Here is a 21321-nt window from a genome sequence, read left to right as displayed (position 1 = left end):
CGGGCGCGGCAGCCCCGCCCCCGGGTGGATCAGCGGCCGGACCGCGGGCGGAATGCCAGCGCCAGCGCGAGCGCGGTCAGCGCCAGCATCCAGGATGCCGGCTCCGGCACCGTCGCGGCAGCGTTGGTGCGGCCAGTGGATACGGTGTCGAAGGTGTCCGGATTCACGACCAGGAAGGCCTGCGAGCCCGGCACGCCGGCGCCCAGCCATTCGAATTCGATGGCGAAGCCGGACAGCGACGCACCGCCGTCCAGCGGACTGCCCAAGGCGAGCAGATCGAACAGTGCCGGCAGGCCGGGCTGCGAACCGATGATGATCTGGTCCCAGTCTGCTGCAAGTGCCGGATCGCTGACGATGTTCAGCGAGGATTCGAGATAGAGGGCGGGATCGAATTCGATGTCGACCAGGTGCAGCGGGTCCTCGCCCGCCTGGTGCGTGATCGTGTAGTCATACCGGTAGAGCGCGCCGCCGAGTGACTGCGTGGTGTAGCTGATCAGCGCGGCGTGGACATGCGTCACCGCCAGCAGGGGCAGCAGCAAGCAAAGACGGAATACGGGGAAGAGGCAAGGACGGGTCATGATCCGGTCATGCAGAAAGATAGGTTGCCAACCCCTCTGCAATTTCCGGGCCACTGATACAAATCAACGAGATGGATTTTACCTGGCTTAACGTTTGTAAAAATACGCGACAAAAACGATGAAAAAGTCACGCTCGCCCGGCCCACCCGGCCGACACCGGCGCGGTATCGGCGCGCGCACCGGGCGTAGCGCTCAGGTCGGGCATCGCGCCCGATCCGATGCGAAAGTCATGTCCCGCGCAGCGGACGGCGAACCGTCGCGGGACGCGGCGCACCGGGGCACAGCCGCGTCCCGCCTCGAGCTGGCTCAGCCTCGCGTGTCGGCGGTGCGTATCTGCACGGCATTCTTCACCGACTTCACGCCCTTCACGCCGCGCGCGATACGCTCGGCCTCGGCCTTTTCGGAGGCGCTCTTGGCGAAGCCGGACAGCATGACTTCACCGTTCAATGTTTCGACACTGATGGCGGCCGCGTCGACCGCCTTGGATTCAACAAACTGCGATTTCACCCGGGTGGTGATGGTCGCGTCGTCGATGTATTCACCCACTGTGGACTGATCACGACTGACCGCGCAGCCGGGCAGCACGGTCAACGCGGCAAGTGCGGAAAAGGCGGTGGCGAGCATGAGATTCGTACGCATGGTGAACTCCTCTTCTGAATGATGGATGAAGATGCAGCGTCAGGCGGACGGCCGGAATCCGGCGCGGACCGGCTCAGCCAGCCGGGGCGGGTCCTGCAGGAAGGGCAAGGCGGATTCACATCCCCACTCGGTCGCGACAGCCGGGACCGGCGCCACGACATCGGCAGTCTTGAATGGAGTGAGCGGGGACGGAACGGTATCGAACATGACGCATCCTTTCAGGCGATCCGCCCGCTGCATCGGGCGACGGATCCACTGTAAGGAAGTCAGGCCCCGCATCCTGTCGGCGGATCCGGCAGTCGCGTGTAGGAATCCATCCCCGGTGATCGCGAACGATGCGGGCGCGCGAGCAGTCGAGGGCGGCCGGTCCCGGCCTCAGAGCGCGTCGTACCCTGCCGCTTCGACCCGTTCCAGCAAGGTTTCGCGCGACACCTGCGGGTCGTGCTCCACCGTCGCATCGCCATGATCGACATGCATCTCGACGCGGCGTACGCCCGGCAGCGCCTCAAGCATGGCCTGCAGGCCGGCCACGCACTTGGGACAGTTCATGCCGACGATGCGGATGCGCGTGGTGGACATGGGTCAGCCACGTATCGAAAAAGGACTGAAATCGGTATCGCGGTCGTAGTAGTCCTCGTTCTCCGCGCGCTTGAGCCAGCCCACGATGCGATAGGTGAACGGCGTGAACACCACCTCCACACTGACCTTGGCGAGAAACTGGGCCAGCATGACGGCCGGCAGCCTGTCATCCGGAATGATGCCGGTGCCCCAGAACGCCAGTGGATAGAACAGCAGGGAATCGACGCCCTCGCCACATATCGTCGACCCTATGGTGCGCATCCACAGCCGGCGACCGTCCATCCACACCTTCATTTTCGCGAGCACGAAGGAATTGACGAACTCGCCGCAGCAGAAGGCGATCAGCGAGGCCAGAGACACGCGCCATGCCGACCCGAAGGCGATTTCATAAGCATCCTGGTTGTGCCAGAACGGGGCGGGCGGCAGGGCCACCACCACAGCCGCCATCAGCGAGGCGAAGGCGAGCGCGACAAAGCCGGTCCAGATGACGCGCCGCGAGCGCGCATAACCATAGACCTCGGTCAGCACATCGCCGAACACATAGCTGATGGGGAAGAACAGGACGCCCGCGCCGAAGGTAAGGGTGCCGAGCAGCGGCGCATCGATCTGCGCGATCTTCGCGGGCCCGATCAGGTTGGAACAGACCAGCAGGGTCACGAAGGCGACCATGACCCAGTCGTAGTACTTGTAGTGGCGAGTCGGCATTGCGGCGAACCGTGGGCTGGATATTCGCCATTGTGCAGCGCAACGGCACGCCCGTCAGTTGAGCGCGCTGGCGCCGGCCGCGGTTCAGAGTGTTTCGAGCAGGCCGAAGTGGAAGCCGGATACGCGCTCGAGGCTGATGCGACACACGACGGAGCCGTTTCCCGGCACCGGCTCCTGTCCCGGCGTGAAATACATGGCATCGCGCAGATGGAGATAGGTCCGCGTGCCATCGTCGGCCGGCAGTCCGGCCGACAACAGATCCTTGATGCCCTGCTCGATCGATTCGGTCAGCACATGATGCTGCATGTAGTGCTCGCGGGAAATCACGAATCCGGAGATCAGAAAGCCATCCACGACCAAGGTGATGGCCGTTTCCAGCCGGGTTTTCTCGCTTTCCGCGAAACGGACGATCAGTTCGAGTATCGGATCCTGCATGGCGCCTCCTCCGGATGAGCGGGGAGCCGGTGACGTGCCGCCACCCGCTCCGGTTCGAATTCATGCGCAGCTTACGCCTGCCACGGGATATCGATACGGCGATCAGATCGCGTTCGGCCCGGCATTTCCGCCCGCCGCCATGCGCCGGCGCCTCAGTCCGCGCGCAGCCGCAACAGCAGGCTGGCCGACGCCGCGGCGACGGCCAGCGCCACCACCGCATGCCAGCCCGATACGGACAGTGCGAAGCTGCCCAGCGCGCCGCCTGCTGCCATGCCGACGAACACGCCGGTAAACAGTGCGGCATTGAGCCGGCTGCGGGCGTCCGGATCGAGACCGTACACGATGGTCTGGTGCGCCACCAGGGTGGCCTGGATGCCGAAATCGAAGCCGACGGAAGCCAGCGCGATCAGGACCATCGCTGCGCTCGCGGACAGGCCGCCATCCAGCCACAACAAGGCGAATGACGCTGCGGTGAGAGCCGCGCCGACGCGAGCGACCGCCTGCGGCCCCCGCCGGTCGGCAATGCGCCCCGCCAACGGCGCGGCCAGTGCCCCCGCGGCCCCGGCCAGTCCGAAAGCGCCTGCGGCGGAACTGCCCAGTCCGTAGCGCTGATGCAGCATGATGGCCAGCGTACTCCAGAAAGCGCTGAATGCGAGCGACAGCAGCCCTTGCGACCAGGCGGCCCGGCGCAGCGCCGGATGGCGGCGCCACAGCATGAACACCGACGCGATCAGTTCGACATAGCGCATGCGTGCAGCGGGTTCGAAGCGCGGCAGGCCGCGCCAGACCGCGACGCCCATCAAGGCGACGGACAGCGCGGCACCGGCGAACACGATGCGCCAGCCGAAGTGTTCGGCGACGAAGCCGCTCACCACCCGCGACAGCAATATGCCCATCAGCAGCCCGGTCATGACGGTGCCGACGACGCGGCCACGGCGCTCGGGCGGTGCCAGGACCGCCGCCGCCGGCACGATGTCCTGTGCCAGGGTGGCCGCCAGCCCCACCATGAGGGAAGACAGCAACAGGGCCGGAAAGCGGGTCGTCAGCGCACTGGCCAGCAGCACGATGGCAAGCAGGGCGGCCTTGGCCGCAATCAGCGCACGTCGGTCGCAGCGGTCGCCGAGCGGCGTCAGCAGAAGGATGCCCAGGGCATAGCCGAGCTGGGTCAGCGTGGGCACCAGCCCGATACTGCCTCCGCTCACGCCGAGATCGCTCGCCAGTACGCCAAGCATGGGCTGGCTGTAGTAGAGCGATGCGACCGCCAGACCGGCGCCGGTCGCAAGCAGTCCGACGCGGGCACCGGACAGAATCTCCGGCTCCATCTCCATGTCGTTCGGTGCATGACTGACTTTCACGAGCTATCCCCTTGAATTGATGACAAGGTGGATTGTTCGTCGCAGACATGGAATGCAGAAGTAGGCTGCACCGCACATTTGTTATACGCTCAGCGAATGACGAACTCCAGCTTTCTTCCGGGAAGCGATCGCCTGGACCTGCTGCACACCTTCGTGCGCATTGTCGAAGCCGGCAGCCTGTCCGCCGCGGCCGCCCAGCTTGGCACCACACAACCTACGGTGAGCCGCCGGCTGCAGTCGCTGGAAAGGATGCTGGGCTTGCGCCTCATCCAGCGCTCGACGCATGCGATGAAGCTGACCGAGGACGGTGACCGCTGCTTCGCACACGCACGCGCACTGCTCGACAACTGGCATCTGATCGAAGCCGACCTGCGCGGCATGCAGGATGAACCGCGCGGCACGCTGCGGGTGCTGGCTCCGCACGCCTTCGGTCAGGGCCAGCTCATTGCGCCGCTGGTGGAGTTCCTGAATCGCCATCCTGCGGTATCGGTCGAATGGCTGCTGCATGACCGCAATCCCGACTTCATCTCCGAAGGCATCGATTGCGCGATCCGGGTCGGCTCGATAGAGGATCCGGGTCTGGTGGCGATACGGATGGCCGAGGTGCCGCGCATCGTGGTGGCGGCCCCCAGGCTGATCGATGCGCATCGACCGCCGATCGATGCATCGGAGCTCGCCGCCCTGCCGTGGATCGCGCTGCGCACCTTCTATCGCGACGAGGTGCAGCTTTCGCACGCCGGCGACGGACGGTCCTGCCGCTTCGCCATCCGCCCGCGCATGGCCACCGACAGCCTGTACGCGCTGCGCCAGGCCGCCTGCGCCGGCCTCGGGGCCGCGATATCGTCGAGCTGGCTGGTGGCCGAGGACATTGAAAGCGGCCGCCTGGTGAGGCTCACACCCGACTGGGAAGCCGAAACGCTGCCGGTGTACCTGGTGTATCCGCACGCGCGCTTCTACCCTGCCCGACTGCGCGCCTTCGTTGAACTGATGCGCACGCACGTGCCGACGCTCGCCGGCATGCGTGCGCCGTCGCCCCGCTCCTCGTCACGATCGCGACACCGATAGCCCGAAAGGGCCACGCCACCTGTCATCCGGCAGGCATGAATGCCCCCTAAGCTGGCTTGCAGTGAGGCCGTCATGCGACCTCGCCGTCACCACGACACAACAAATAGCCGACCAGGGAGCTTCTCGTGAACACTTTCCGCCTGTTTGCCGCCGCAAGTCTTGCGGCGCTGTCCATGCATGCCCACGCCGCCAGCGAAACCTGGCAGCTCGCCGCCACCGACCGCCATGCCGGTTTCGTGCCGCCCTTCACCGGGCTCTACCGTACCCAGGGGGTCGCCTTCAATGGCGATGGCTGGGTGTTCTCCTGGCAGTACGGTCTCGAGCGCACCGACCTCGCGCTGAATTCGCTGCAACGCACCGGCGGACTGAATCTGTCGACCTTCACGATCGAAACCGGCATTCCGGCCGAGCTGGCGGCGCAGGGATTCGACCACATCGGCGACATCGACATCCACGACGGCATCATCTACGCCTCGCTCGATTCCGAGGCGAACGACTACCAGAACGGGCATGTCGCGCTGTTCAACGCGCACGACCTCAGCTACACCGGCCGCCTCTACGCGCTCAACGGCGCGCCATCCAATCCGCACGACGACGTGGCGAGCTGGGTGGCGGTGGATGGCGCGAACGGTGTCGGCTACGGCAAGGAATGGCGCAACGGCAACACGATCAATGTGTATGACCTGAGCGACTGGAGCTTCAGCCACACGCTGACCATGGACCGTTCCCTGCGCAACATCCAGGGTGCCAAGGTATTCGATGGCGCGCTCTACATGTCCGCTCATGATTCGACCAAGTCGGTGTATCGCGTGGATCTGCTCACCGGCCATGTCGAGGAACTGTTCCAGCTTCCAGTCACCGCGGGCGCCTACAACGAAACCGAAGGCATCGCGCTGCGCCGCCTTGACGACGGCAGTGTGGAAATGCTGGTGGAAATGATCGTCACGCCGGACGGCAACGATCTGGGTGCCTATGTGAACCTCTATCACTACACACTGGCCGCGGTGCCGGAGCCGGAGAGCTGGGCCCTGATGTTTGCTGGCCTGATGACCGTCGCGGGCGCCATCGTTCGTCGCAGGCAAGGTTGATCAGCCGGCAGCGGCGGCCGTCGTACCCGCCGCTGCCTTGATCACGGCGGACCGCGCACTTCAGTTCTCAGTCCTGCCGCACCAGCGCGTCGCGCAGCAACTGCGCCAGATGCAGGCTGTCGCGCCGTGCGCCATCGCGAATCTGGTGCCGGCAGCTCGTGCCATTGGCAACGATGCACGCATCCGGCGCCGCCGCGCGGATTTCGGGCAGCAGCGCCAGCTCCGCCATCCGCATGGATGTTTCATAGTGCTCGGCTTCGTAGCCGAAGCTGCCGGCCATGCCGCAACAGGACGATTCGATCAGCTCCACGTTCAGGCCAGGCACCAGATTGAGCACCTTGCGCATGGCTTTCATCGCGCCGAAGGCCTTCTGATGGCAATGTCCGTGCACCTTCGCCGCGCGCCCGCCCTGATCGGCGAACGCGAGATCCAGCCGCTTTGCGTCGTGTTCGCGCGCCAGGAATTCCTCCATCAGCAGCACCGATTTCGCCAGCGCATCGACATCGACACCCAGCCCCAGCATGCGGTATTCGTCACGCAGCATGAGCAGGCATGACGGCTCCAGACCGATCACCACACCACCGGCTTCGACATGCGGCACCAGCACGTCGAGCAGCCGGCGCGCCTGACTGCGCGCGAGCGCGAGGTCGCCCGACGAAAAGGCGGTGCGGCCGCAGCACAGCGCCGGACCGCCGGCCGCACGCAGAGGACGTACGCGGAAACCGGCGCTGGCGAGCACATCGACCGCGGCACGCGCGATGTCAGGATCGAAATGATTGTTGAAGCAGTCGGCAAGCAGCAGCACTTCGCGCCCGTCCGGCGGACCGGCGCATTCCGGCGCTTCCTGCAGGAAACTGCGCGCCGCCGGCTGCGGCAGGGAACGTCGCGCACTGATGCCGAACAGGCGCTCGACCAGTCGCGCCAGCGGCGGCAGACGTCCTCGCAACGCCAGCACATGACGAAAACGCACAAGGTGCGGCAACAGCAGAGGCAGGCGGGCGAACAGACGTTCGCGCAAGGGCAGGCCGCCACGCGCCTGCCAACGCCGGGCCAGGCTCTCCGCACGCAGGCTGGCCATGTCCACGCCATTCGGGCATTCGCGCTTGCACCCCTTGCAGGCGACGCAGAGATCCAGCGCCGCCGCGAGTTCGGGACCGGCGAAGGGCGCGTCGCCCAGTTCGCCATCCAGCGCCTGCCGGAGCAGGTTTGCGCGATGACCGGTGGAGTGCGCGGTATCGCGCGTCACGCGGAAACTGGGGCACATGACGCCCTTCTCGTCGCGCTGGCACTGTCGGTTGCCGATGCAGACCGCGGTCGCCTTGCCGAAACCGCCGCCGCTCGCCGGTATGCGTGCATAGGCGTCGCCCAGGCCATAGCTGTCGTAGGCCGACCAGTCCAACAGGGGTTCCATGCGGATTCTCCGGACAAATGCATCCGGACATGCAATGACGATGCCAGCGTGTCGAAACGCGGGGAAGCGCGTCGGCAAAGAAAAAGCCGGACATGCGCGATGTCCGGCGGCGCACCGCGCTGTCGTCAATGCGACAAAGGGCACAGCCGCTCGCCCGCGCGCACTGTCACCCAGCCCGCCGCACATGAAAAAGCGGCGCGCATCGTGCAATGCGCGCCGCCCGGTCAGGTATCCGCAGCCAGCCGCCTTCAGCTCATGGATTTCACGTGGCCTATCATTTCAGCCACGACACCCTGCGCCGAGCCATAGCACAGACGGCAGTTGTCCTCGAAAAACAGCGCGTTCTCGATGCCGGAGTAACCCGCCCCCTTGCCGCGCTTGATCACGATGACATTCTGCGCCTTGTCGGCATTCAGGATGGGCATGCCGTAGATCGGACTGCTCTTGTCGGTGCGCGCGACCGGATTCACCACATCGTTGGCACCGATCACCAGCGCCACGTCGGCCTGGGCGAACTCCTCGTTGATTTCCTCGAGATCGAAGATCTGCTCGTAGGGCACGCCCGCCTCGGCCAGCAGCACATTCATGTGACCCGGCATGCGACCGGCCACCGGATGGATGGCGAACTTCACCTCCACGCCCGCCTCCTCCAGCAACTTGGTCATTTCATGGACCTTGTGCTGGGCACCCGCCACCGCCATGCCATAGCCCGGCACGATGATCACCTTCTGCGCATAGCGCATCATCGAAGCCGCATCCATGGCCGAACACTCCTTCATCGAGCCGGTCGGACCGGCGCCACCCTGTGCCTCGCCGGTGATGGGCGAGAACAGGATGTTGCTGATCGGGCGATTCATGGCCTTCGCCATGAGCTGGGTGAGCAGCGTACCGGCAGCGCCGACCACGATGCCGGCGATGATGAGCGCCGGAATGCCCAGCACATAGCCTTCGAAACCGACCGCCAGACCGGTGAAGGCATTGAACAGCGAAATGACCACCGGCATGTCGGCGCCGCCGATCGGCAGCGTCAGGATGGCGCCCAGCACCAGGGCGAGCACGAAGAACACGATGACCAGCGTGGTATCCGGCGTATCCGCCGCGACGATGAGCACGCCGACGCCAACCGTGACCAGTGCGAGCACGATGTTGACCGCGTTCTGCGCCGGCAGTCGCCAGGCCTTGTTCATCAGACCCTGCAGCTTGGCGAATGCGACGCAGGAACCGGAGAACGACACGGCGCCGATCAGCGCGCCCAGGGTCGCCAGCGCCAGATGCACCACGCCGTGCACTTCGCCACGAGCGAACTCGAGCGCGGCAATCGCCGCCGCAGCACCGCCGCCCATGCCGTTGTAGATGGCCACCATCTGCGGCATGTCGGTCATCTTGACCACCTTGCCGGACCACCAGGCGACAGCGCCGCCCAGCACAATGGCCACGATCATGAGTCCGAAATTCTGCATGCCCGGCGTGGCGAAGGTGACCAGCGTGGCCACCACCATGCCGATGCCGGCCCACACGATGCCCTTGCGGGCGGTCACCGGCGAGGCCATGGCCTTCAGGCCGAGGATGAACAGCACCGCCACGATGAAGTAGGCGGCATCGACTATCAGTTGAGCATTCACGTCGTCGGCCCCTTCACTTCTTCGCGTTGAACATGGCGAGCATGCGCTCGGTCACGACGTAGCCGCCGGCTGCGTTGGCAGCGCCCAGCACGACGGCGATGAAGCCGATCGCGAGCTGCAGCGGATCGTCGGGATCGGCATGGCCGAGCACCACCATGGCGCCCACCAGCACGACGCCGTGCACGAAGTTCGAGCCGGACATGAGCGGGGTATGCAGGATCACCGGCACGCGGGAAATGACCTCGTAGCCGGTGAAGGCCGCGAGCATGAAGATGTAGAGCGCTTCCATTTTCTGTCCTTTCTTGTCGTCGCCGGGCTCAGAGGCCCAGCACCTTCTTCACCATCGCGTGACGCACTTCGCCACCATGGGTGAGCGCGGTGCCGGCGATCACTTCGTCTTCCCAGTCCGGCACGAACTGGCCGTCCTTGACGAAGGGTGACAGCAGGTTGAACAGGTTCTTGGCATACATTTCGGACGCATGCACCGGCATGCGCGACGTGATCTGGGTCGGACCGATGACCAGCGCATGGCCGACATGCACCGAGCGCCCGGCTATCGTGCCATCGACATTGCCGCCGGATTCGCAGGCCATGTCGACCACCACCGCGCCGGGCTTCATGCCCAGCACCATGTCCAGCGTGATGATGCGCGGCGCCCGCTTGCCCGGCACGGCGGCGGTGGTGATGAGCACGTCGGCGTTGGCGACCGCCTTGCCCAGCTTGACCGCCTGCTGCGCCTTCTCTTCTTCGGTCAGTTCGCGCGCGTAGCCACCGGCGCCGGCAGCCGACACACCGGTATCGACGAACTTGGCGCCCAGCGACTCGATCTGTTCCCGCGTTTCCGGCCGCACATCGTAGCCCTCGACGATGGCGCCCAGTCGCTTGGCAGTGGCGATCGCCTGCAGTCCGGCCACGCCGGCCCCGATCACCAGCACGCGGGCCGGGCGTATGGTGCCGGCGGCGTAGGTGAGCATGGGAAAGAACTTCGGGCAGTGGCCGGCTGCGATGAGCACGCACTGATAGCCGGCGATCGCCGCCTGCGACGACAGCGCATCCATGCTCTGCGCACGCGAAATGCGCGGCACCAGTTCGACCGCGAAGCTGGTGATGTTGCGCTCGGCCAGCCGGAGCACGCGCGAACGGTCGGCATAGGGCTGCATGAAGGCGGTCAGTACGGCGCCCGGCTTCAGCGCCTCGATCTGCATCGCGGTCGGCACGCCAACCCGCAGAACGATGTCGGCCTGCGCGTGGATGGGCGCTTCGTCATCGACCAGCGTGGCTCCGGCTGCCGCGTAATCCTCGTCACGATAGTGACTGCTCGCGCCGGCACCGGTCTGCACCTGCACCGCCGCACCGAGTGCTGCAAATTTCTTGACCACTTCCGGCGTCAGGGCGACGCGAAGTTCGCCCTCCGCCGATTCTTTCGGCACCCCTATGGTGACTGCCATGAACCCTCCCTCCGGACAAGCGGCGACGCGCCGCATTCACATCACGGGAAGCGCGCACCCCTGCACGCAGGCAATCCGCGCCGGATTGCCGCCCCATTGCGGATCCGGGCCATCAAAAGAAACCGGGCTGCAGAAAATGCAACCCGGTGAAAGGACGGCACGGATCCGAGCCCGCGCAGTCTAGCGTGCCATCCGTCACGACGCAGCACTTTGCGCCAAAAAAGTTGCACGATGCGCCGCAAAAGAGCATTGACAAAAACCAGCGTTGACAAAGGGCAGGCGTCGTGGTGCATCGCACAAGCACCGATCGCGTAACGGTATCTGCAGGCGTGCGGACGCGGCACGGCGCCGATTGCGGTGCCGCACAAGTGGAGGAAAAGTGGAGCCGCCCCGGCACGGGGCGCCAAGGTCAGACCGACAGGGTGCCCAGCTTGCGGCGCGCTGCGTCGAGTCGCCCCTGCTCGGCCTTCTGCCGGGCCTCGACGTCGACCAGCTTGAGCACGATGAGCGACACATTGTCGCCACCTGGACGGCCGCGGTCGCGCGCACGCTTGATCAGGATTTCTGCGGATTCCCGGGCGGAATAGACGGCCAGAACGCCACCCAGCTCTTCGTCCGAGAAGTAGGCCCACAGTCCATCGGAACACAGTACGAAACTGTCGCCGTCCACCAGCGTTTCGGCGCAGCCGTAGTCGATGACCGGTTCCTTCTGGGCGCCCAGGCAGTGCAGAAGCAGATTGCGCTGCGGATGGCTCTTCGCCCCTTCCTCGTCCAGCTTGCCCTGGCGCATCAGTTCGCCGACCAGCGAGTGATCCTTGCTGCAGCTCACCAGCCTGTCGTTGCGATAGTGGTAGATGCGCGAATCACCACAGTGAGCCCAGTCCGCCCGGCCGGCATTCATCATCATGACGCAGGCGGTGGAGTGCGGATCCTGTTCGGATGTGAAGCGGGTGAGCTTGATCACCACGTGCGCTTCCTCGATCACGCTGCGCAGCAGATCGTGCGGCGTTTCCTGCGACGGCGCAAAGCTGTCGAAATTCTCGCGCGCCTTGAGTACCACCTGCTCCGCGGCCATCGCACCGCCACTGTGACCGCCCATGCCGTCGGCCAGCACCGCCATCAGCATGCCCTTGTGGCGACCGTGCGGGAACACCGCCGCGCGGTCCTGCTGTTCCTTTCGATCACCGATGTGCTGGGCGACGCAGCTGTCGAGTTTCAATGCCATGAAGCGGTCCGGGTAGCTGGGGACGTGCGCGACCGGGAATGACCCGCTCGCGACGTCTGGATTCTAGCCCCGCGGCCGCTTCCGCCTGACGTGTTCGTGTTCATCGCGGCGCTCCGCCCACAGCCATTTCACAAATCATTACAGCGAGAAGGTGACGAAGCTTTCGTTGATGTCGTCCATGTATTCGCTGAGGGCGCTGGAATGGATACCCAGTTCCTCCATCACCTCGCCGCCGCGCAATGACCAGGCAGGATCGGGAAGCCCCTTGTTGATCAGATAGATATGCGTCGCCAGCGCAATGATGCCTATCGTGCTGCGCAGCCCGAGAGAGTCGTCGGACAGCATTTCGTGATGGTAGCGGATGGCCTGCACGATCAGGTCGGGCAGCCCCCAGTTGCGCGCAACCCAATAACCGACGCTGGCGTGATCGAGCCGGAAGTGTTCATTCTCGAGCGATACGTCCACCCAGCTCGATTCGTCATCCAGGTTCATCAGCTTCCAGTACTCGGGGTAGCGGCTGTTCAGCAGCGCCACGCCGCTGTCGTGGAACATGGCCGCCAGATAGGCCTGGTCGGGAAAGACATTGCAGACGGCGACCCGCTCGCCTGCAATCTGGGCGGCGAGGCCGGCGATCGTTTCGCAACGCAGCCAGAAGCGTTCCATCTGCGGTGTCACGCCGCCGGCCACCTGACGGATGGAAATGCCGCGGACCAGATTCACCGTCTGGTTCAGCCCGATCAGCATGAGCACCTGTTCGGCATTGGTCGGCGCACGCCCACGGCTGTAGGCCGGCGAACGGCAGAGCTTGAACAGCGCACCCAGCACACCGGGATCGCGCGAAATGCAATCAGCGAGCAGCGCGACCTCGAAATCGGGATCGCGCATCAGATTCTCCATTTCCTGCAGCAGACTGGGCTTGGCCGGCAGCAGAACGGAGGTGGATTCAAGCAGGGACTCGATGCTTTCTTCAATGACGACGGCAGGAGAGGACATGGCAGCAGAAGTATGTTTAACCGGGCACGTCCGTTAACGACCGGCGGCGAACGATCTTGAGCGACGTCGAAACCGGCCCCGCCGCTGTCAGCCTCCGTTGCGCAGGGCCTCGTCAAGCCATTCTATCCAGTGCCGCACGGGCTTGTCGGTCCCGCTCTGCAAGTGGGCAATGCAGCCCACGTTGGCACTCGCGATACCGTCTGCCGCTTCCGCTTCCAGCGCGGCCAGCCTGTTGTCGCGCAAGGTCTGCGCGATGACCGGTTGCAACAGCGAGTAGCTGCCCGCCGAACCGCAGCACAGATGGCTGTCGGCCACCGGTTGCAGATCGAAACCGGCGGCCCGCAACAAGGATTCGGCATGACCGCGCACCTGCTGTCCGTGCTGCAGCGAACAGGGAGGGTGATAGGACAGGGGTCGGCGTCGCACGCCCTGCGCAGCAAACAGACCCTCTATCTGCGCACGCTCGCCCGCCAGCACTTCCGACAGGTCGCGTGTCAGCGCGGACACCCGTGCCGCACGCCCGGCGTATTCGCGGTCACCGGCCAGCAGGTCGCCGTACTCGCGCACCGTGCTGCCGCAGCCCGATGCCGTCATCACGATGGCTTCGACGTCACCGCGCTCGATCGCCGGCCACCATGCATCGATCAGGGCGCGCATGTCGCGCCGACCGCCGTCCTGGTCATTCAGATGGAAGCGCAACGCACCGCAACACCCGGCACCGGCAATCTCGATCAGTGAAATGCCGACCAGATCCAGCACCCGGGCGGCTGCAGCATTGACATCGGGCATCAGCGCGGGCTGGACACAGCCGGCCAGCACCAGCATGCGCCGCGCGTGCCTGACCGGCGGCCAGGCACGCGCCTCCTTCTCCGGTGCGATCTTGGCGGCGACACCGGCCGGCAGCAGAGGCCGCGCCAGCCTGCCGAGCGTCAGCGCGGCGTTGAACAACCCGGGCCGGGACAGGCCCTCGCGCACCACCCAGCGCCTGGCCCTCTCGGCGAGCGGTCGCCGCGCGCGACGCTCGGCGACCGCGCGGCCGATATCCACCAGTTCGTGATAGCGCACACCGGACGGACAGGTGGATTCGCAGTTGCGGCAGGTCAGACAGCGATCGAGGTGCGGCAGCACGGTTTCCGCCGCGATCTCGCCTTCCAGCATCTGTTTCATCAGATAGATGCGGCCGCGTGGTCCGTCCAGTTCATCGCCCAGCAACTGATAGGTCGGACAGGTCGCGTTGCAGAATCCGCAATGCACGCACTTGCGCAGCACGCGGTCGGCGGCATCGCCTTCCGGCGTACCGCGGATGAAATCAGCCAGTCCGGTCTGCATCGTCGGTTCTCACAATTCTGCGTACATGCGTCCGGGGCTGAACACACCGGACGGATCGAAAGCCTCTTTCAGCCGTCGATGGACCGTCATCAGCGCCGGTGCCAGCGGCTCGAACACCCCCGCCTCGCGCAGCGCGGACGTGCCGCCGCGGAACAGGGTCGCGTGGCCGCCGAGCCCGCCCGCGATGGTGCGCAGGTCGGCCGCCGTCGCATCGCTGCGCAGCCAGCGCTGCATGCCGTTCCATTCCACCAGTTGTTCGCCCGGCAGATCGAGCGCCGGAGCGCGCGGCGGAAGCGCCACCCGCCACAAGGGACGGTCCCCGGCGAAGAAGGCATGGCGGTGTTCGCGCATGCCGGTCCAGAACAGCGGCGCCGCGCCATCGTCGAGGCGTTCGCCGCCGATGTGGCGCACCGCGGCCTCGAGCGCGGCGGCCGCACCCGACAGCCGCACATGCAACTGCCCGTCGTGCCAGGCCGTGGCGGACACCGGCAAGGGCTGGCTTCCCCATTCGCGCAGTGTGGCCAGCGCCGCCGACTGGGACATCGACAGCACGCGGGTCTGCTCGGCCTGCGGTCGCGGCAGCACTTTCAGCGTCACGTCCAGCAACAGACCCAGCGTACCGAAGCTGCCGGCGAACAGGCGCGACACATCGAAGCCGGCGACATTCTTCATCACCTGCCCGCCAAAGCGCAGCACGCGGCCGCGACCATCCATCACGGTCACACCGAGCACGAAATCGCGCAGGCTTCCCGCGGCAATGCGACGCGGACCGGACAGGCCGCACGCGACCGCGCCGCCGAGCGTTGCATGCGGGCCGAAGTGCGGCGGCTCGAAGGCGAGCATCTGGCCGTGCATGTGGAGCAATGCCTCGATGTCGGCCAGCCGTGTCCCGGCGTGGGCGGTGACGAACAGTTCGGATGGCTCATAGGCGATGATGCCCTGCGCGCCGCGCATGTCGAGCGGCACGCCGACGCGCGCCTGCGCCAGGAAATCCTTGGAACCGCTGCCGTGCGGTGTCAGCTTCAGACCTCTTGCGGCAGCGTCCAGCACCTGCTCGCGCAGCACCGAGTGCAGATGTGCAGTCATGATCAGAAACGCGGCAGGTCGGGGTGCGGCAGTTCGCCGTGATGCACATGCATGTGGCCCATTTCCGCGCAGCGGTGCAAAGTCGGCACCGCCTTGCCCGGATTCATCAGGCCGGCCGGATCGAATGCCGCCTTGACCCGGTGGAACATGTCCAGCTCGTCGGCGCCGAACTGGCTGCACATCTGGTTGATCTTCTCCAGTCCGACACCGTGCTCGCCGGTGATGGTGCCACCCAGTTTCACCGACAGTTCCAGGATGTCGACGCCAAATGCCTCGGCGCGCCGCACCGAATCCGGGTCGTTGGAATCGAACAGGATGAGCGGATGCAGATTGCCATCGCCGGCATGGAAAACATTGAGCAGCCCGAGCCCGTACCGGCCGGCCATGCCTTCCATCGCTTCCAGCATTTCGGCCAGTCTCTTGCGCGGAATGGTGCCATCCATGCAGTAGTAGTCGGGCGAAATGCGTCCGGCGGCCGGAAATGCCGCCTTGCGTCCGGCCCAGAAACGCAGGCGTTCGGCCTCGTCGCGCGAAATGCGGATTTCGGTGGCGCCGGCGGCTTCCAGCAACGCACGCACGCGCGCGATCTCGTCCTGCACCTCTTCCTCGGTGCCATCGGATTCGCACAGCAGGATGGCGGCCGCATCGAGCGGATAGCCGGCATGCACGAACTGTTCGACCGCAGCCGTGGTGGCCTGGTCCATCATTTCCAGCCCGGCCGGGATGATGCCGGCGGCGATCACGTCGGCCACCGCCTGCCCGGCGCGCCGGATGTCGTTGAAGGCCGCCAGCACGCAACGCGCGACGCGCGGTTTGGGTACCAGCTTCACCGTCACTTCGGTCACCACTCCGAGCAGGCCTTCCGACCCTATGGTGACGGCGAGCAGGTCGTAACCCGGACTGTCCGGCGCCGCACTGCCGATTTCCATCACCTCGCCCTCCATGTTCACCATGCGCACGCGCAGCACGTTGTGCACGGTGAGGCCGTACTTCAGGCAGTGCACGCCGCCGGAATTCTCGGCGACATTGCCGCCTATGCTGCAGGCGATCTGGGACGATGGATCCGGCGCGTAGTACAACCCGAAGGGCGCAGCCGCCTCGGATACCGCAAGATTGCGCACTCCGGGCTCCACCACGGCCTGCTGCGCCAGACGGTCCACCGACAGGATGCGGTTCATGCGCGCGGTCGACAGCACCACGCCGTGGCGGTGCGGCGTCGCGCCCCCGGACAGGCCGGTACCGGCACCGCGCGGCACCACCGGCACGCCGAGCCGGCGACAGGCACGCAAAGTGGCGATCACCTGCGCTTCGGTCGTGGGCAGGGCCACCGCGAGCGGCATTTCACGCATGAGCATGAGGCCGTCGCACTCATAGGCGCGCAGCCGCCCGGGATCGGAAATGAGGCAATCCGCCGGCAGTTCGCGGGACAGTGCGGCAATCACTGCGGTGCGGTCCGGCGTCGGTCCGTGGGCCTCGTGGGCCGGTGGCAAAGCGCTCATGGCAGCCGATCTCTGAACAGGTCAGGGGGCGAATCATACCTGCAGCACCGGGGTACCGCCCATGGCACGACATCCTTCCGCTGGCCGGTGCGCCTGCGGCAGGCATGACCCAGCGGCCCGCGGCAACCGGGATCACGTCGCGTTCAACGGAAAGGCGTGGCACCACCGCTGCGCCGGCCTTACCCGGACACCCGGCAAACCAAAAAAACGGCGCCCCGGGGCGCCGTCATCGAAACCTTGGTGAACGATCAGTCCTTCTTCTCGATGTAGATCGCCCGGAAGTCATTCACATTGGTCAGCGTCGGACCGGTGACGATCAGGTCGCCCAAGCCCTGGAAGAAGCCATAGGCATCGTGCACATCCAGCATGTGACGGGCGTCGATGCCTGCGGCGCGGGCGCGCGCCAGCGTGCTGTCGGTCACCAGCGCACCCGCATTGTCCTCGCTGCCGTCGATGCCGTCGGTATCCCCCGCCACCGCGTGGATGCCCGGCATGCCTTCCAGCGCCACGGCCAGCGCGAGCAGAAATTCCGAATTGCGGCCGCCGCGCGGCTTCTGGCCGGGCTTGATCTCGCCCAGCGTGACCGTGGTTTCGCCACCGGACAGCAGCACGCAGGGCGGTGCGAGCGGCGTGCCGTTGATCGCGCACGCCTTGGCGATGCCGGCGAGCACCTTGCCGGCATCGGCCGATTCGCCCTCTATCATGTCGCCCAGCACCAGCGGGGTCACGCCATGCGCGCGCGCCACCTCGGCCGCGGCGAGCAGCGAGGCCTGGGCGGTCGCGACGGTGCGGGTTTCGCAGCGGGCGAGACGCGGATCGCCCGCCTTGGGGGTTTCCGATTCAGGTCTGTCCAGCCAGGCCAGTACCGCGGGCGGCACCGGAATGTCGTAACGGCGGATGATGGCCAGCGCATCCTCGCGCGTGGTGGTATCCGGCACCGTCGGACCGGACGCCACCACCGCCGGGTCGTCGCCCGGCACATCGGAAATGACCAGCGTGAACACGCGCGCGGGATAGGCCGCCTGCGCCAGGCGACCGCCCTTCATCGACGACAGGTGCTTGCGCACGCAATTCATTTCCTGGATGGCTGCGCCACTGGCCAGCAGCGCGCGGTTCACCGCCTGCTTGTCCTCCAGTGTCAGTCCTTCCGCCGGCGCCGACAGCAGGGCCGACCCACCGCCCGAAATGAGGGCGATCACCAGGTCGTCCTCGCTCAGTCCCTGAACCTTGTCGAGGATGCGCTTCGCCGCCTGCTGACCGGCGGCATCGGGCACCGGATGCGAGGCCTCGACCACCTCGATGCGCTGGCACGGCGCACCGTGTCCGTAACGGGTCACCACGAGGCCGGACAGTTCGCCCGGCCAGTTCCTTTCGACCGCCAGCGCCATCGAAGCGGCCGCCTTGCCGGCGCCGACCACTATCGTGCGGCCCTTGGGCGGTGGCGGCAGGTTGGCCGGCACGCACAGATCGGGGTTGGCGGCGTCGAAGGCCGCCTGGAAAAGCTTGCGCAGAAATTCATTCGGGTCGGGGGTACTCACGGCTGCTCCGTATTTCTGTATTCGTTTGCGGGGATGTGTGGTCTGCGTGAATATGCATGAACCGCGCAGCGCTGCCGGATGATGGCCGCCCGCATATCCTGCTGCCGCCGGGTGGGCGTAGGGCCGACCGGGCAGGGTTCGCACATGCTTCCGGCGCTTCGCCGGATCGATGCGTTCGAAACGATGCCCAACAGACCCAAGCATGGGATGATGTGCCATTCTATCGTGCGAACGCCTTATATAGGCACGCACCAGCGATCAGAACATCTTATTCATCACATCACTCGACATGGGTCACAGACTATCCAAGATCGCCACGCGCACCGGGGATGGTGGCGAGACCGGCCTCGGCGACGGTACCCGGGTTTCGAAATCGTCCGCGCGCATTCATGCGCTGGGCGATGTCGATGAACTGAACAGCGCGCTCGGCCTGCTTCTGTGCGAAGATATGCCGGCGGAACTGGCGGCGCTGCTGACGGAAATCCAGCACGATCTGTTCGATCTTGGCGGCGAACTGGCCATCCCGGGCTATCACCTGCTGAAGGCCGGACAGGTGGCCCGTCTGGATGCCGAACTGGAAAAGCTCAACGCCGAGCTGGCGCCGCTGAAGGAATTCATCCTGCCGGGCGGCACGCGGGCGGCGGCGCAGGCCCATCTGGCAAGAACGATCTGCCGGCGCGCCGAACGCATGGTGATCGCCGCCGCCGAACAGGGCAAGGTATCGGAAGCCAGCCGCCAGTACCTGAACCGGCTGTCCGACCTGCTGTTCGTGCTCGGTCGCACCTTCAACAGGCTGGCCGGCCGCGGCGACGTGCTGTGGCAGCGCGGCCGGGCGCATGACGGCGAGAGCGGCTGATTCGTCCTCCTGAGCGACATGAGTACAGGCCCTGTGCACCCGGCGGGGATGCGGCCGACAACAGCGGTGCGCACCGCTGCTGGACAAAGGCGCTGCCCGCGTGATCGACGATAGGGGAAGTGGAGTGGCCAGATCTCCCGACTCACCGGTGGGCGTTTTCGATTCCGGCCTGGGTGGACTTTCTGTGCTGCGCCATGCGCGCGCGCAACTGCCGGAAGAGGATTTCATCTATATCGCCGATTCGGGCTTCGCGCCTTACGGCGAGCGCTCGGCGGACTGGATACGCGCGCGCAGTCTCGCGCTGGCGGGCCATCTGCTGGATCGCGGCGCGAAGGCGCTGCTGGTCGCCTGCAACACCGCCACCGCCGCCGCCGCACCCGCACTGCGCGAACGCTGGCCCCGGGTGCCGGTGATCGCGATGGAGCCGGCGGTCAAGCCGGCGGTGGCGGCCACGCGCTGCGGCACGGTGGGCGTACTGGCCACCACCGGCACACTGGCCAGCAGCCGCTTCGCCGCATTGCTCGATACTTTCGGCCGGGACATCCGGGTCGTGACGCGCTCGGGCAGCGGCCTGGTCGAGGCAGTGGAACGCGGCGACTTCGCGAGTGACGCGACGCGCAGCCTGGTGCGCAGCCATGTGCGCCCGCTCATCGATGCCGGCGCGGACGTGATCGTGCTCGGCTGCACGCACTATCCCTTCCTGCGGCCACTGATCCAGCAGGAAGCAGGTCCCGGCGTCAGCGTGATCGATACCGGTCTTGCCGTATCGCGTCAGTTGCAGCGCCGGCTGGATGAAGCAGGCCTGCGCCGGCACGGCCCTGCCGGCACGGAACACTTCCTCACGAGCGCCCGCCCCGAGCATGCGCTGCCCGCGCTGCGCGCGCTGTGGCACGCTGCGGCGGACCTGTCGGCGCTGAGCCTGGAGGACTGCGATCGGGCATCCTGAACGAGACCGCCGGGCCGTCGACCGCATCGGGGCCGCGGCGACGCTCAGGTCACGCGCAGCAGCACCGCAATCACCGCCATCCAGCCCAGCATGGCCACGATGAGGTGGACATCGCGGAACAGGTCCTGCGACGGGTCACCGCCACTGCCCTGGCGGTGCATCAGATAGAGATAGCGGCACAGCCCGTACAGCACGAAGGGCAAGGTGTAGATGAGGTCGGACGTGCCGTGGATGCGCACCGTTTCCTCATCCACCGTGTAGAGCGCATACGCCACCACCGCGCAGGCGCCGGTCAGCGTCGTGAGCTGGTCCAGCAAGGCCGGCGAGTACTGGTCGAGCACCTTGCGATGCGCGCCGCCCTCGCTGTCCATCAGCAGCATTTCCGCCCGCCGCTTGGCAAACCCGAGGAACAGCGTGAGCAGCATGCCGCACATGAGCAGCCAGTTCGACGGCGGAATGCCCAGGCCGGTGGTACCGGCCAGCAGGCGCAGCATGAAGCCCGCGCTGATCAGGAACACGTCGAGCACGACCACGCGTTTCAGACCATAGCTGTAGCCGAGGTTGATCAGCCCGTAGATGCACAGCAGCCAGACCAGCTTTTCGCCGACCTGGTAAGCAACGATGAGCGCGCCGGCCGAACACAGTCCGGTCAGCAGCACCGCGACCGAAGGTGACAAGGCGCCGGATGCCAGCGGACGCAGGCGCTTCACCGGGTGCAGCCTGTCCTGTGCGACGTCGCGGAAGTCATTCAGCGCATAGACCGCACTCGACATGAGGCAGAAGGCGACGAATGCGAGCGCTGCCGCCTGCAGCATGCCGGGAGTGTGCCAGGCATGGCCGAACACCAGACCAAAGAACACGAAGCCGTTCTTCACCCATTGCTTCGGACGCAGCAGTTGCAGTGCAGCGGGCATCATGCGCGGC

At 66.1% G+C, this 21321-nt stretch carries 21 protein-coding genes; 4 read left to right on the top strand and 17 right to left on the bottom strand.

Annotated features, from left to right (window positions below; all coding sequences use genetic code 11):
• Positions 1-29 precede the first annotated feature (29 nt).
• From A3Q7_RS0118575 to A3Q7_RS0118545, 6 genes are all read right to left on the bottom strand, one after another.
• Positions 30-578 (bottom strand): hypothetical protein, encoded by a 549-nt coding sequence (locus A3Q7_RS0118575; RefSeq protein ID WP_157278239.1) that lies wholly within the window; start codon positions 576-578, stop codon positions 30-32.
• Positions 579-884: 306 nt separating this feature from the next.
• A complete protein-coding gene (locus tag A3Q7_RS0118570; protein WP_018413418.1) occupies positions 885-1217 on the bottom strand; it encodes a BON domain-containing protein in 333 nt (110 codons plus the stop codon).
• Positions 1218-1592: 375 nt separating this feature from the next.
• Positions 1593-1796 carry a heavy-metal-associated domain-containing protein gene (locus A3Q7_RS0118560; RefSeq protein WP_018413416.1) on the bottom strand — a complete coding sequence of 68 codons (204 nt, stop codon included), beginning with the start codon at positions 1794-1796 and terminating at the stop codon, positions 1593-1595.
• A gap of 3 nt (positions 1797-1799) precedes the next feature.
• Complete coding sequence (locus A3Q7_RS0118555; RefSeq protein ID WP_018413415.1) at positions 1800-2501, bottom strand: queuosine precursor transporter; 702 nt, start codon at positions 2499-2501, stop codon at positions 1800-1802.
• Between the two features lie 84 nt (positions 2502-2585).
• Positions 2586-2936 carry a hypothetical protein gene (locus A3Q7_RS0118550; RefSeq protein WP_018413414.1) on the bottom strand — a complete coding sequence of 117 codons (351 nt, stop codon included), beginning with the start codon at positions 2934-2936 and terminating at the stop codon, positions 2586-2588.
• Positions 2937-3088: 152 nt separating this feature from the next.
• Positions 3089-4291, bottom strand: coding sequence for an MFS transporter (locus A3Q7_RS0118545; RefSeq protein WP_198289181.1), 1203 nt, complete (start codon positions 4289-4291; stop codon positions 3089-3091).
• Between the two features lie 96 nt (positions 4292-4387).
• On the opposite strand from A3Q7_RS0118545, the gene A3Q7_RS0118540 reads away from it, so the two are divergent.
• The gene (locus A3Q7_RS0118540; RefSeq protein WP_018413412.1) at positions 4388-5356 is read left to right on the top strand and encodes a LysR family transcriptional regulator; all 969 of its coding nucleotides are present in this window, start codon (positions 4388-4390) and stop codon (positions 5354-5356) included.
• 125 nt (positions 5357-5481) lie between these two features.
• A complete protein-coding gene (locus A3Q7_RS21220; RefSeq protein ID WP_018413411.1) occupies positions 5482-6444 on the top strand; it encodes a PEP-CTERM sorting domain-containing protein in 963 nt (320 codons plus the stop codon).
• Positions 6445-6511: 67 nt separating this feature from the next.
• Here A3Q7_RS21220 and A3Q7_RS0118530 read toward each other — a convergent pair whose 3' ends face one another.
• The 10 genes from A3Q7_RS0118530 to A3Q7_RS0118485 form a co-directional block, all read right to left on the bottom strand.
• Positions 6512-7855 (bottom strand): (Fe-S)-binding protein, encoded by a 1344-nt coding sequence (locus A3Q7_RS0118530; RefSeq protein ID WP_018413410.1) that lies wholly within the window; start codon positions 7853-7855, stop codon positions 6512-6514.
• Positions 7856-8103: 248 nt separating this feature from the next.
• The gene (locus A3Q7_RS0118525) at positions 8104-9477 is read right to left on the bottom strand and encodes an NAD(P)(+) transhydrogenase (Re/Si-specific) subunit beta (protein WP_018413409.1); all 1374 of its coding nucleotides are present in this window, start codon (positions 9475-9477) and stop codon (positions 8104-8106) included.
• Positions 9478-9490: 13 nt separating this feature from the next.
• Positions 9491-9766: an NAD(P) transhydrogenase subunit alpha gene (locus tag A3Q7_RS0118520; RefSeq protein ID WP_018413408.1), complete on the bottom strand. Its 276-nt coding sequence runs from the start codon at positions 9764-9766 to the stop codon at positions 9491-9493.
• A 28-nt stretch (positions 9767-9794) separates the two neighbouring features.
• Positions 9795-10925 (bottom strand): Re/Si-specific NAD(P)(+) transhydrogenase subunit alpha, encoded by a 1131-nt coding sequence (locus A3Q7_RS0118515; RefSeq protein WP_018413407.1) that lies wholly within the window; start codon positions 10923-10925, stop codon positions 9795-9797.
• A gap of 409 nt (positions 10926-11334) precedes the next feature.
• A complete protein-coding gene (locus A3Q7_RS0118510; protein ID WP_026225014.1) occupies positions 11335-12150 on the bottom strand; it encodes a PP2C family protein-serine/threonine phosphatase in 816 nt (271 codons plus the stop codon).
• A gap of 138 nt (positions 12151-12288) precedes the next feature.
• Positions 12289-13143, bottom strand: a complete 855-nt coding sequence (locus A3Q7_RS0118505; protein ID WP_018413405.1) for an HDOD domain-containing protein — start codon at positions 13141-13143, stop codon at positions 12289-12291.
• A gap of 87 nt (positions 13144-13230) precedes the next feature.
• Positions 13231-14472, bottom strand: a complete 1242-nt coding sequence (glcF, locus tag A3Q7_RS0118500; protein ID WP_018413404.1) for a glycolate oxidase subunit GlcF — start codon at positions 14470-14472, stop codon at positions 13231-13233.
• A 9-nt stretch (positions 14473-14481) separates the two neighbouring features.
• A complete protein-coding gene (glcE, locus tag A3Q7_RS0118495; RefSeq protein WP_018413403.1) occupies positions 14482-15558 on the bottom strand; it encodes a glycolate oxidase subunit GlcE in 1077 nt (358 codons plus the stop codon).
• A 2-nt stretch (positions 15559-15560) separates the two neighbouring features.
• Entirely contained in the window at positions 15561-17057 is a 1497-nt protein-coding gene (locus A3Q7_RS0118490; protein ID WP_018413402.1) for an FAD-linked oxidase C-terminal domain-containing protein, read from the bottom strand.
• A gap of 248 nt (positions 17058-17305) precedes the next feature.
• On the bottom strand, positions 17306-18595 hold the full coding sequence (locus A3Q7_RS0118485) for a glycerate kinase type-2 family protein (RefSeq protein ID WP_018413401.1): 1290 nt from the start codon (positions 18593-18595) through the stop codon (positions 17306-17308).
• Positions 18596-18884: 289 nt separating this feature from the next.
• On the opposite strand from A3Q7_RS0118485, the gene A3Q7_RS0118480 reads away from it, so the two are divergent.
• Positions 18885-19451, top strand: a complete 567-nt coding sequence (locus A3Q7_RS0118480; RefSeq protein ID WP_018413400.1) for a cob(I)yrinic acid a,c-diamide adenosyltransferase — start codon at positions 18885-18887, stop codon at positions 19449-19451.
• Positions 19452-19575: 124 nt separating this feature from the next.
• Entirely contained in the window at positions 19576-20397 is an 822-nt protein-coding gene (gene murI, locus A3Q7_RS0118475) for a glutamate racemase (RefSeq protein WP_040570714.1), read from the top strand.
• 44 nt (positions 20398-20441) lie between these two features.
• On the opposite strand, the gene A3Q7_RS0118470 is transcribed toward murI, so the two are convergent.
• Positions 20442-21314: a decaprenyl-phosphate phosphoribosyltransferase gene (locus A3Q7_RS0118470; protein WP_018413398.1), complete on the bottom strand. Its 873-nt coding sequence runs from the start codon at positions 21312-21314 to the stop codon at positions 20442-20444.
• Positions 21315-21321: the final 7 nt, after the last annotated feature.

Source organism: Methyloversatilis thermotolerans (assembly GCF_000372885.1).
In the GTDB taxonomy this organism is placed as follows: Bacteria; Pseudomonadota; Gammaproteobacteria; order Burkholderiales; family Rhodocyclaceae; genus Methyloversatilis; species Methyloversatilis thermotolerans.
The sequence above is the reverse complement of the archived record's forward strand: the minus strand, read 5'-3'. Positions and strand labels throughout refer to the sequence as shown.

What these genes read in the sequence shown, in the direction of transcription:
- A3Q7_RS0118575 (WP_157278239.1), bottom strand. Translation starts at nt 578, where the DNA reads ATGACCCGTCCTTGCCTCTTCCCCGTATTCCGTCTTTGCTTGCTGCTG.
- A3Q7_RS0118570 (WP_018413418.1), bottom strand. Translation starts at nt 1,217, where the DNA reads ATGCGTACGAATCTCATGCTCGCCACCGCCTTTTCCGCACTTGCCGCG.
- A3Q7_RS0118560 (WP_018413416.1), bottom strand. Translation starts at nt 1,796, where the DNA reads ATGTCCACCACGCGCATCCGCATCGTCGGCATGAACTGTCCCAAGTGC.
- A3Q7_RS0118555 (WP_018413415.1), bottom strand. Translation starts at nt 2,501, where the DNA reads ATGCCGACTCGCCACTACAAGTACTACGACTGGGTCATGGTCGCCTTC.
- A3Q7_RS0118550 (WP_018413414.1), bottom strand. Translation starts at nt 2,936, where the DNA reads ATGCAGGATCCGATACTCGAACTGATCGTCCGTTTCGCGGAAAGCGAG.
- A3Q7_RS0118540 (WP_018413412.1), top strand. Translation starts at nt 4,388, where the DNA reads ATGACGAACTCCAGCTTTCTTCCGGGAAGCGATCGCCTGGACCTGCTG.
- A3Q7_RS0118530 (WP_018413410.1), bottom strand. Translation starts at nt 7,855, where the DNA reads ATGGAACCCCTGTTGGACTGGTCGGCCTACGACAGCTATGGCCTGGGC.
- A3Q7_RS0118520 (WP_018413408.1), bottom strand. Translation starts at nt 9,766, where the DNA reads ATGGAAGCGCTCTACATCTTCATGCTCGCGGCCTTCACCGGCTACGAG.
- A3Q7_RS0118515 (WP_018413407.1), bottom strand. Translation starts at nt 10,925, where the DNA reads ATGGCAGTCACCATAGGGGTGCCGAAAGAATCGGCGGAGGGCGAACTT.
- A3Q7_RS0118510 (WP_026225014.1), bottom strand. Translation starts at nt 12,150, where the DNA reads ATGGCATTGAAACTCGACAGCTGCGTCGCCCAGCACATCGGTGATCGA.
- A3Q7_RS0118505 (WP_018413405.1), bottom strand. Translation starts at nt 13,143, where the DNA reads ATGTCCTCTCCTGCCGTCGTCATTGAAGAAAGCATCGAGTCCCTGCTT.
- glcF (WP_018413404.1), bottom strand. Translation starts at nt 14,472, where the DNA reads ATGCAGACCGGACTGGCTGATTTCATCCGCGGTACGCCGGAAGGCGAT.
- glcE (WP_018413403.1), bottom strand. Translation starts at nt 15,558, where the DNA reads ATGACTGCACATCTGCACTCGGTGCTGCGCGAGCAGGTGCTGGACGCT.
- A3Q7_RS0118490 (WP_018413402.1), bottom strand. Translation starts at nt 17,057, where the DNA reads ATGAGCGCTTTGCCACCGGCCCACGAGGCCCACGGACCGACGCCGGAC.
- A3Q7_RS0118480 (WP_018413400.1), top strand. Translation starts at nt 18,885, where the DNA reads ATGGGTCACAGACTATCCAAGATCGCCACGCGCACCGGGGATGGTGGC.
- A3Q7_RS0118470 (WP_018413398.1), bottom strand. Translation starts at nt 21,314, where the DNA reads ATGATGCCCGCTGCACTGCAACTGCTGCGTCCGAAGCAATGGGTGAAG.